Raw genomic sequence first — 6557 nt, 5'->3', positions numbered from 1 at the left:
GGGTCAAGTCCCAAGGATGACACGCGCCTCCGTCACGTCACCTATTTTACACTATCGACAACGTACAAGGATGAGGGAAAACACGGTCAGTCCTCATCCACCACGCGCAGGCGCATTTGGGTGGGCGCGCTTTCCGCTGGTCTCGCTTGGGGCCGTGGCGTTTCCTCGGCTGGCTTTTCGCCGAATTCCAGCCCTTCGATCTTCGCGCCGCGCCGGGTAACCTTGTTGGACGACACCAGAATATCGTCAATATCCTTGTTGGCCTGCACAAAGTGGGTTTGCAGCTTGCGCACACGTTCGTCCAAACGGCCCACATCTTCCATCAGACGGATCACTTCACCCTGAATGACATGCGCCTGTTCGCGCATGCGGGCGTCTTTCAGGATCGCTTGAATGACCTGAATAGACAACATCAGCAGCGATGGCGAGACAATCACGATCCGCGCCCGGTGCGCACGCTGGATAAGCGCTTCGAAATGCTCGTGAATATCGGCAAAGATCGACTCTGACGGCACAAACAGGAACGCCGTATCCTGCGTTTCGCCGGGAATCAAATATTTGTCGGAGACATCCTTGATATGGATTTCCATATCGCGGCGGAACTGCGCCACGGCGGTTTTTCGCGCTTCGGGATGTTCCGTTCCGCGCATGGCGTTCCATGCTTCCAGCGGGAATTTGGCGTCGATTACCAGCGATGGCGCTTTATTGGGCATGCGCACGAGGCAATCGGGGCGGGTGCCGTTGGAAAGCGTTGCCTGAAATTCATAAGCGCCTTGCGGCAGGCCGTCAGCGATGATCGCTTCCATGCGTGACTGGCCGAATGCGCCGCGTGTTTGCTTGTTGGCGAGAATCGCCTGCAATTGCACCACTTGTCCGGCGAGCGACTGGATATTGTTCTGCGCCGTATCGATGACGGCCAGACGCTCCTGCAACTTGGCAAGATTTTCATGGGTCGAGCGCGTCTGCTCCGTCATGGTCTGGCCGATGCGATGCGTCATGCCATCGAGCCTTTCGCGGATCGACTGGTTCAATTCCGCCTGCCGCGAGCCGAAAACCTCCGCCATGGTCTGCATGCGGCCCTGCATCTCAGCCTGTGCTTTGAGAATCTCCGCCATGCGATATTCGGCATCGCGGGCGCGGTCTTCGGCCTGCGCTTCGGCAACGGCGCGCAGGCGTGCAGAGCGCGACGCCGTGATCAGGAAAATGACGAGGCAAAGCACGACCACCACGATGCCAGCCAGAAGAATATCTCCCAGCGTGAGCGATGTGGCACCAAGCTGCAAAAGCGGCCCATTCAGGAGGTTCTGGTTTTCCATGCAACAAGCTTAGCTGATTCGTACTGCCTTGAAGAGATCAAAACGAGAACATTTTGCAAAGCACAATTGACGATTCTGTCTCAAGCGATTACGTGAAGCGCATGTCAGTAAAACCGCTTGTCATCCTTCCCGATCCTGTGTTGCGCCTGGTTTCCAAGCCAGTGGAGCGCTTTGACGATCAGCTGCGCAAATTTGCCGGCGATATGTTCGACACCATGTATGACGCGCCGGGCATCGGCCTTGCCGCCATTCAGGTGGGCGAGCCGATCCGTATGCTCGTCATCGACCTTGCCAAGGAAGGCGAGGAAAAAGCGCCGCATGTCTTCGTCAATCCCGAGATTGTCGGTGTGACGGATGAAGTCAGCACCTATGAAGAAGGCTGCCTGTCCATTCCGGATTATTATGCGGAAGTGGAACGGCCAGCCGCCATTCAGGTCAAATATTTCGATGCCGATGGCAAGCCGCATGCGATGGAAGCCGATGGGCTGATGGCCACCTGCCTGCAGCACGAGATCGATCATCTCAATGGCGTGCTGTTCATTGATCATATTTCAAAGCTGAAGCGCGATATGGTCATCAAAAAATTCAAGAAGCTCGCCAGCCAGCGGGCGTCGAAGAAGGTTCTTTAATGCGTATCGTCTTCATGGGCACGCCGGATTTTTCCGTGCCGATCCTGACCGCTATTATCGGGCAGGGCTATGATGTGGTCGCGGTCTATTCGCAGCCGCCGCGCCCGGCGGGACGCCGTGGGCTGGAACTGACCAAGTCGCCTGTCCATGAAAAGGCCGAGCAGTTCGGCATTCCCGTCTTCACGCCGAAGAGCCTCAAGGGCGCGGAAGAACAGGACGTCTTTGCGAGCCTCGAAGCCGATGTCGCCATCGTTGTGGCCTATGGGTTGTTGCTGCCTAAGGCCATTCTCGATGCGCCGCGGCTCGGCTGCTATAACGGCCATGCCTCGCTTCTGCCGCGCTGGCGCGGTGCAGCGCCCATCCAGCGGGCTATCATGTCGGGCGATAGCGAAACCGGCATGATGATCATGAAGATGGACGAGGGGCTTGATACGGGTCCGGTCGCCATGGCTGAAAAAGTGGCGATCACGCCGGATATGACGGCGGGCGAATTGCATGATCGCTTGAGCATGATCGGCGCTGATCTGATGGTGCGGGCGCTGGGCGCGCTTGAACGCGAAAGTCTGACGCTACAGCCACAGGCTGAAGAAGGCGTCACCTATGCCGCCAAGATCGACAAGGCCGAAGCACGCATTGACTGGTCGAAGCCAGCCCGCGATGTGCACAATGCAATTCGCGGCCTTGCACCTTTTCCGGGTGCCTGGTGCGAGATGGAAATCAACGGCGCTGTCGAGCGCGTAAAACTTCAGCGTTCGACGCTGGCCGAAGGTTCCGGTGCGCCGGGTACGGTGCTGGACGACCGGCTGACGGTTGCCTGTGGCGAGGGCGCTGTGCGCCTCGTCACCTTGCAGCGTTCGGGCGGCAAGTCCTTGTCTGCGCAGGACTTTCTGCGCGGCGCAGCGGTTACGAAGGTTTCGTAGGCCCGTGCCGCGCTACAAGCTTCTGGTCGAATATGACGGCACGCCCTATGCGGGCTGGCAGCGTCAGGAAAACGGCCACACGGTTCAGGGTGCTATCGAGCAGGCGTTCAAGAAATTCTGCGGCGAGGATCTGGCGTTAAGTGCTGCGGGCCGCACCGATGCAGGCGTTCACGCGACGGCGCAGGTTGCGCATGTCGATCTCACGAAGGATTGGGGCGCGGGCAAGGTGCGCGATGCGGTCAATGCGCATCTGGTCATGGCCAATGAGCGCGTAAGCATCCTCAATGTCGAGAAGACGACCGAGAGTTTCGATGCGCGTTTTTCGGCGCAGGGGCGACATTATCTCTATCGCTTCCACAATCGGCGTGCGCCGCTGGCCGTCGATTATCAGCGCGCCTGGTGGGTGCAGAAGCGCCTCGACCACGAGGCGATGCACGAAGCAGCGCAGCTGCTTCTGGGTGAACATGATTTCACCACGTTTCGCGCCACGCAATGTCAGGCCAAAAGCCCGGTGAAGACGCTTGACCGGCTTGATATTACGCGCGATGGCGAGATCATCGAAATGCGCGTTTCGGCGCGCTCTTTCCTGCATAATCAGGTGCGATCCTTCGCGGGCAGCCTGATGGAAGTGGGCGTCGGTCGCTGGACGGCGGATGATTTGCAGGCGGCGCTTGAAGCAAGAGACCGCAAGGCTTGCGGACAGGTCGCGCCACCTTACGGTCTCTATCTGATCGGCGTCGATTACGCTTTTCCGTTTTAGAGCGGCTCCGTTAAAACGGAATCGTGGAACCGCTCTATCTATTTGTTTTTACGCATTATCCTGCGTATCGAAGCGGGATCAGAAATCAGTCCAGTGAACTGATTTCCCCGCGTAGGCGCTTCGCACTTTTGCTGGAAATGCTCTAATAAGCATGCGGGTCGAAGCCGATGCCGAAAATCTGCTGAAGCAGCACGGTAAGGAACAGCGACCCGAAGAAGACGCAGGCGAAGAATGGCGCGACAAACGCGTGCTGGCGTTGTAGCGCCACATGGGTCAGCCGATAGCTCAGCACAATCGAAGCGCCGAACATGATCAGCGCGAACAGCGTCGCCACATCGAAGCGTCCGGGAAAAAACAGCTGTAACAGCGTGATCGGCGCAAAGACCCAAGCCAGCAACGCGCTGCCCCAGTTGGTGGCGATCACATAGGCTGCATAGCGTTTGACGATACCGATCCGCTTGGCCAGCATGCCGATGATGGCCAGTGGCACCACCCACGCCGCCACATCGACGAAGGCGGCCCGCAGCACGATGGCAAAGCGGATGCCCGCTTCCTCGCGTCCGGCGGTGAGGTCGGCGGCATAGGCCACCCAGCTGGCAAAAAGCGGCGGCAGAGCCACCGCTATTGCGAAAAACGAAGACCAGAACCCCTCGGCGGTTATATCGAGATAATCGAGACCGTCGCGGCGACCGAGCATCATTTTCCAGACGCCCCGAAAATATCTGAAAATATCGTCCAGGCTCGGCATGAAGAACCTTATTTACCCAAAGAAGTCAGCGATGAAGCGCTCATAAATCTGTGTCAGTCCTTCGAGGTCGGCAAGGGCCACACGTTCATCGACCATATGCATGGTCTGGCCCACAAGGCCGAACTCCACCACCGGGCAATAATCCTTGATGAAGCGCGCATCGGACGTGCCGCCGGACGTCGACAGTTCCGGTCGCTTGCCAGTCACGGCCTCGACGGAAGCAGTCAGCGTGCCGATCAGCTTTTCATCGCGGGTCAGGAACACATGGCTCGGGCTTTCGCGCCATGTCAGTTCATAGCTGATCGGCGTGTCGCGGCCCGGACGCAGGCGATTGTTGCGCGCTGCTTTTGCGAGGCGCGCGCTGATCTCGGCCTGCAGGCTTTCTGAGGTCCATGTGTCGTTGAAACGGATATTGAACGAAGCCGTTGCCTTGTTCGGAATGACATTGGTGGCCTTGTTGCCAACATCAATGGTGGTGACTTCCAGATTGCTGGCCTGAAAATCCGCCGTGCCCTCATCGAAGGCGGGGTAAAGCAGGCTGTCCACCAGCGTGGTGATGCCGCGCACCGGATTTTCCGCCAGATGCGGATAGGCCGCATGGCCCTGCACGCCCTGAACGGTGATCGTGCCGGAAAGCGAACCGCGACGACCGATCTTGATCATATCGCCAAGCGTGTTGGGATTGGTCGGTTCGCCGACGATGGATGCATCCCAGCTTTCGCCGCGTTGCTTTGCCCAGTCGAGCAGTTTCACCGTTCCATTGACTGCCGGGCCTTCTTCGTCACCGGTGATCAGGAAGGAGACGCTGCCCTTGAGGCTGCCGTGCTTTTCGATATGGCGCGCCACAGCGGCAACGAAACAGGCAACGCCGCCTTTCATGTCTACAGCGCCGCGCCCATACATGATGCCGTCTTCGATGGCGGCTGAGAAGGGTGGGTGCTTCCAGTCGTTTTCATCGCCGGGCGGCACCACATCCGTATGACCGGCAAACATCAGATGCGGCCCATTACCGGATTTGCGCGCATAGAGGTTTTCGATGTCGGGCGTGCCCTCTTCGCTGAAGACGGGGCGTTCGACGGAAAAGCCCAATGGCTTCAGCATCGCTTCGAGCGCCGTCAGCGCGCCGCCTTCGGCAGGCGTTACGGATGGGCAGCGGATCAGGGCGGCAAGATTTTCGGCGGGATTGACTGAAAGGCTCATGGTGTCGGCTTCTTACTCAAGAATCGTCTGTTGTGTGAGACTAGATCGGGACGCGTCCGGATGGAACCACAAACCTTGGCTCTGACCATGGCAGAAAATTCACTCTTCACGCGCTTTTCCAACTTGGTTGCAATTCGGGAACGAAATTTCCTTGACCGGATGGCCCCTGTCATCGTTAGTTAAAAAAGAGTTGATAACGAGACCCGGGAAACGGGCCGGTCAGCGGGAACTTTTTTCAAAATGGGAAACTGTGTATGCGTTTAATCACCACAACTGTAGCAGGCATGATGGCGCTCTTCGGAGCAACAATGGTTCCAGCCAAGGCTGCACAGTGGAGTGAAGCGGGCGGACTGACAAGCATCCCTTACGGACACAAAGACTATTGCGGGCGCAATCCACGCGATTGCCGCAGCCATAGTGTATTGCCCCCGATGCAGCTGACACCGCAGCGCCTGAAGCTTTTGCAAAGCGTAAGCAGCTCCGTCAATCACCGTATCAAGCCGGTTTCCGATCAGGATAATTACGGCAAGCGCGACTACTGGACCATGCCGGTCAACGGCAAGGGCGATTGCGAGGATTATGTTCTGATGAAGCGCGCGCAGCTGATGGCGCGCGGCATCAGTGCCTCGCAGCTTCTGATTACCATGGTGCAGGGTAGCGAGGCGCATATCGTGCTGACCGCCCGCACCGATCATGGCGATTATATTCTCGACAATATGCGTGACGAGGTTCTGCCGCTCGAGAAGACGTCCTATCGTTATATCAAGATGCAGTCGCCTTCCAATTCCGGCCAGTGGGTTTCCATCGCCGGACGTTCGGTTGCCGTTGCCAATAATTGAACGTTGCCGGAGAGCTCGCTGAGCCTCTCGCAATTAGAGCCGTCGCTGAAGCCGCATCTTTGATGCGGCTCAGGCTGCTGACAAACCCGCCGATATTTTTCGGCGGGTTTTGTTTTTGAGAGGGGCGCGTTTTGTGACTGCCTTA

The 6557-nt window shown here is 58.0% G+C and carries 7 protein-coding genes; 4 read left to right on the top strand and 3 right to left on the bottom strand.

The features are described 5' to 3' along the window. Positions 1 to 86: 86 nt before the first annotated feature. Positions 87 to 1316, bottom strand: coding sequence for a DNA recombination protein RmuC (locus FIC94_RS22200; protein ID WP_140026454.1), 1230 nt, complete (start codon positions 1314 to 1316; stop codon positions 87 to 89). A 101-nt stretch (positions 1317 to 1417) separates the two neighbouring features. Here FIC94_RS22200 and def point away from each other — a divergent pair, with 101 nt between their 5' ends. Genes def through truA form a run of 3 tightly spaced genes read left to right on the top strand, consistent with a single transcriptional unit; the run spans position 1418 to position 3625 of the window. Next, positions 1418 to 1945 (top strand): peptide deformylase, encoded by a 528-nt coding sequence (gene def, locus FIC94_RS22195; RefSeq protein WP_109370294.1) that lies wholly within the window; start codon positions 1418 to 1420, stop codon positions 1943 to 1945. Further along, entirely contained in the window at positions 1945 to 2865 is a 921-nt protein-coding gene (fmt, locus tag FIC94_RS22190) for a methionyl-tRNA formyltransferase (RefSeq protein ID WP_140026453.1), read from the top strand. The genes def and fmt overlap by 1 nt, the downstream gene beginning before the upstream one ends. 4 nt (positions 2866 to 2869) lie before the next feature. Then, entirely contained in the window at positions 2870 to 3625 is a 756-nt protein-coding gene (truA, locus tag FIC94_RS22185) for a tRNA pseudouridine(38-40) synthase TruA (protein ID WP_140026452.1), read from the top strand. Positions 3626 to 3767: 142 nt separating this feature from the next. Here the strand turns inward: truA and FIC94_RS22180 are convergent, their stop codons facing one another. Then, positions 3768 to 4373: a hypothetical protein gene (locus tag FIC94_RS22180; protein ID WP_140026451.1), complete on the bottom strand. Its 606-nt coding sequence runs from the start codon at positions 4371 to 4373 to the stop codon at positions 3768 to 3770. 12 nt (positions 4374 to 4385) lie between these two features. Then, positions 4386 to 5573: a succinyl-diaminopimelate desuccinylase gene (gene dapE, locus FIC94_RS22175; RefSeq protein WP_140026450.1), complete on the bottom strand. Its 1188-nt coding sequence runs from the start codon at positions 5571 to 5573 to the stop codon at positions 4386 to 4388. A gap of 287 nt (positions 5574 to 5860) precedes the next feature. Between dapE and FIC94_RS22170 the strand changes: the two genes are divergently transcribed. Further along, the gene (locus FIC94_RS22170; protein ID WP_109370293.1) at positions 5861 to 6412 is read left to right on the top strand and encodes a transglutaminase-like cysteine peptidase; all 552 of its coding nucleotides are present in this window, start codon (positions 5861 to 5863) and stop codon (positions 6410 to 6412) included. The last annotated feature ends 145 nt before the right edge of the window (positions 6413 to 6557 follow it).

The organism is Ochrobactrum teleogrylli, assembly GCF_006376685.1.
Classification (GTDB): Bacteria; Pseudomonadota; Alphaproteobacteria; order Rhizobiales; family Rhizobiaceae; genus Brucella; species Brucella teleogrylli.
The sequence above is the reverse complement of the archived record's forward strand: the minus strand, read 5'-3'. Positions and strand labels throughout refer to the sequence as shown.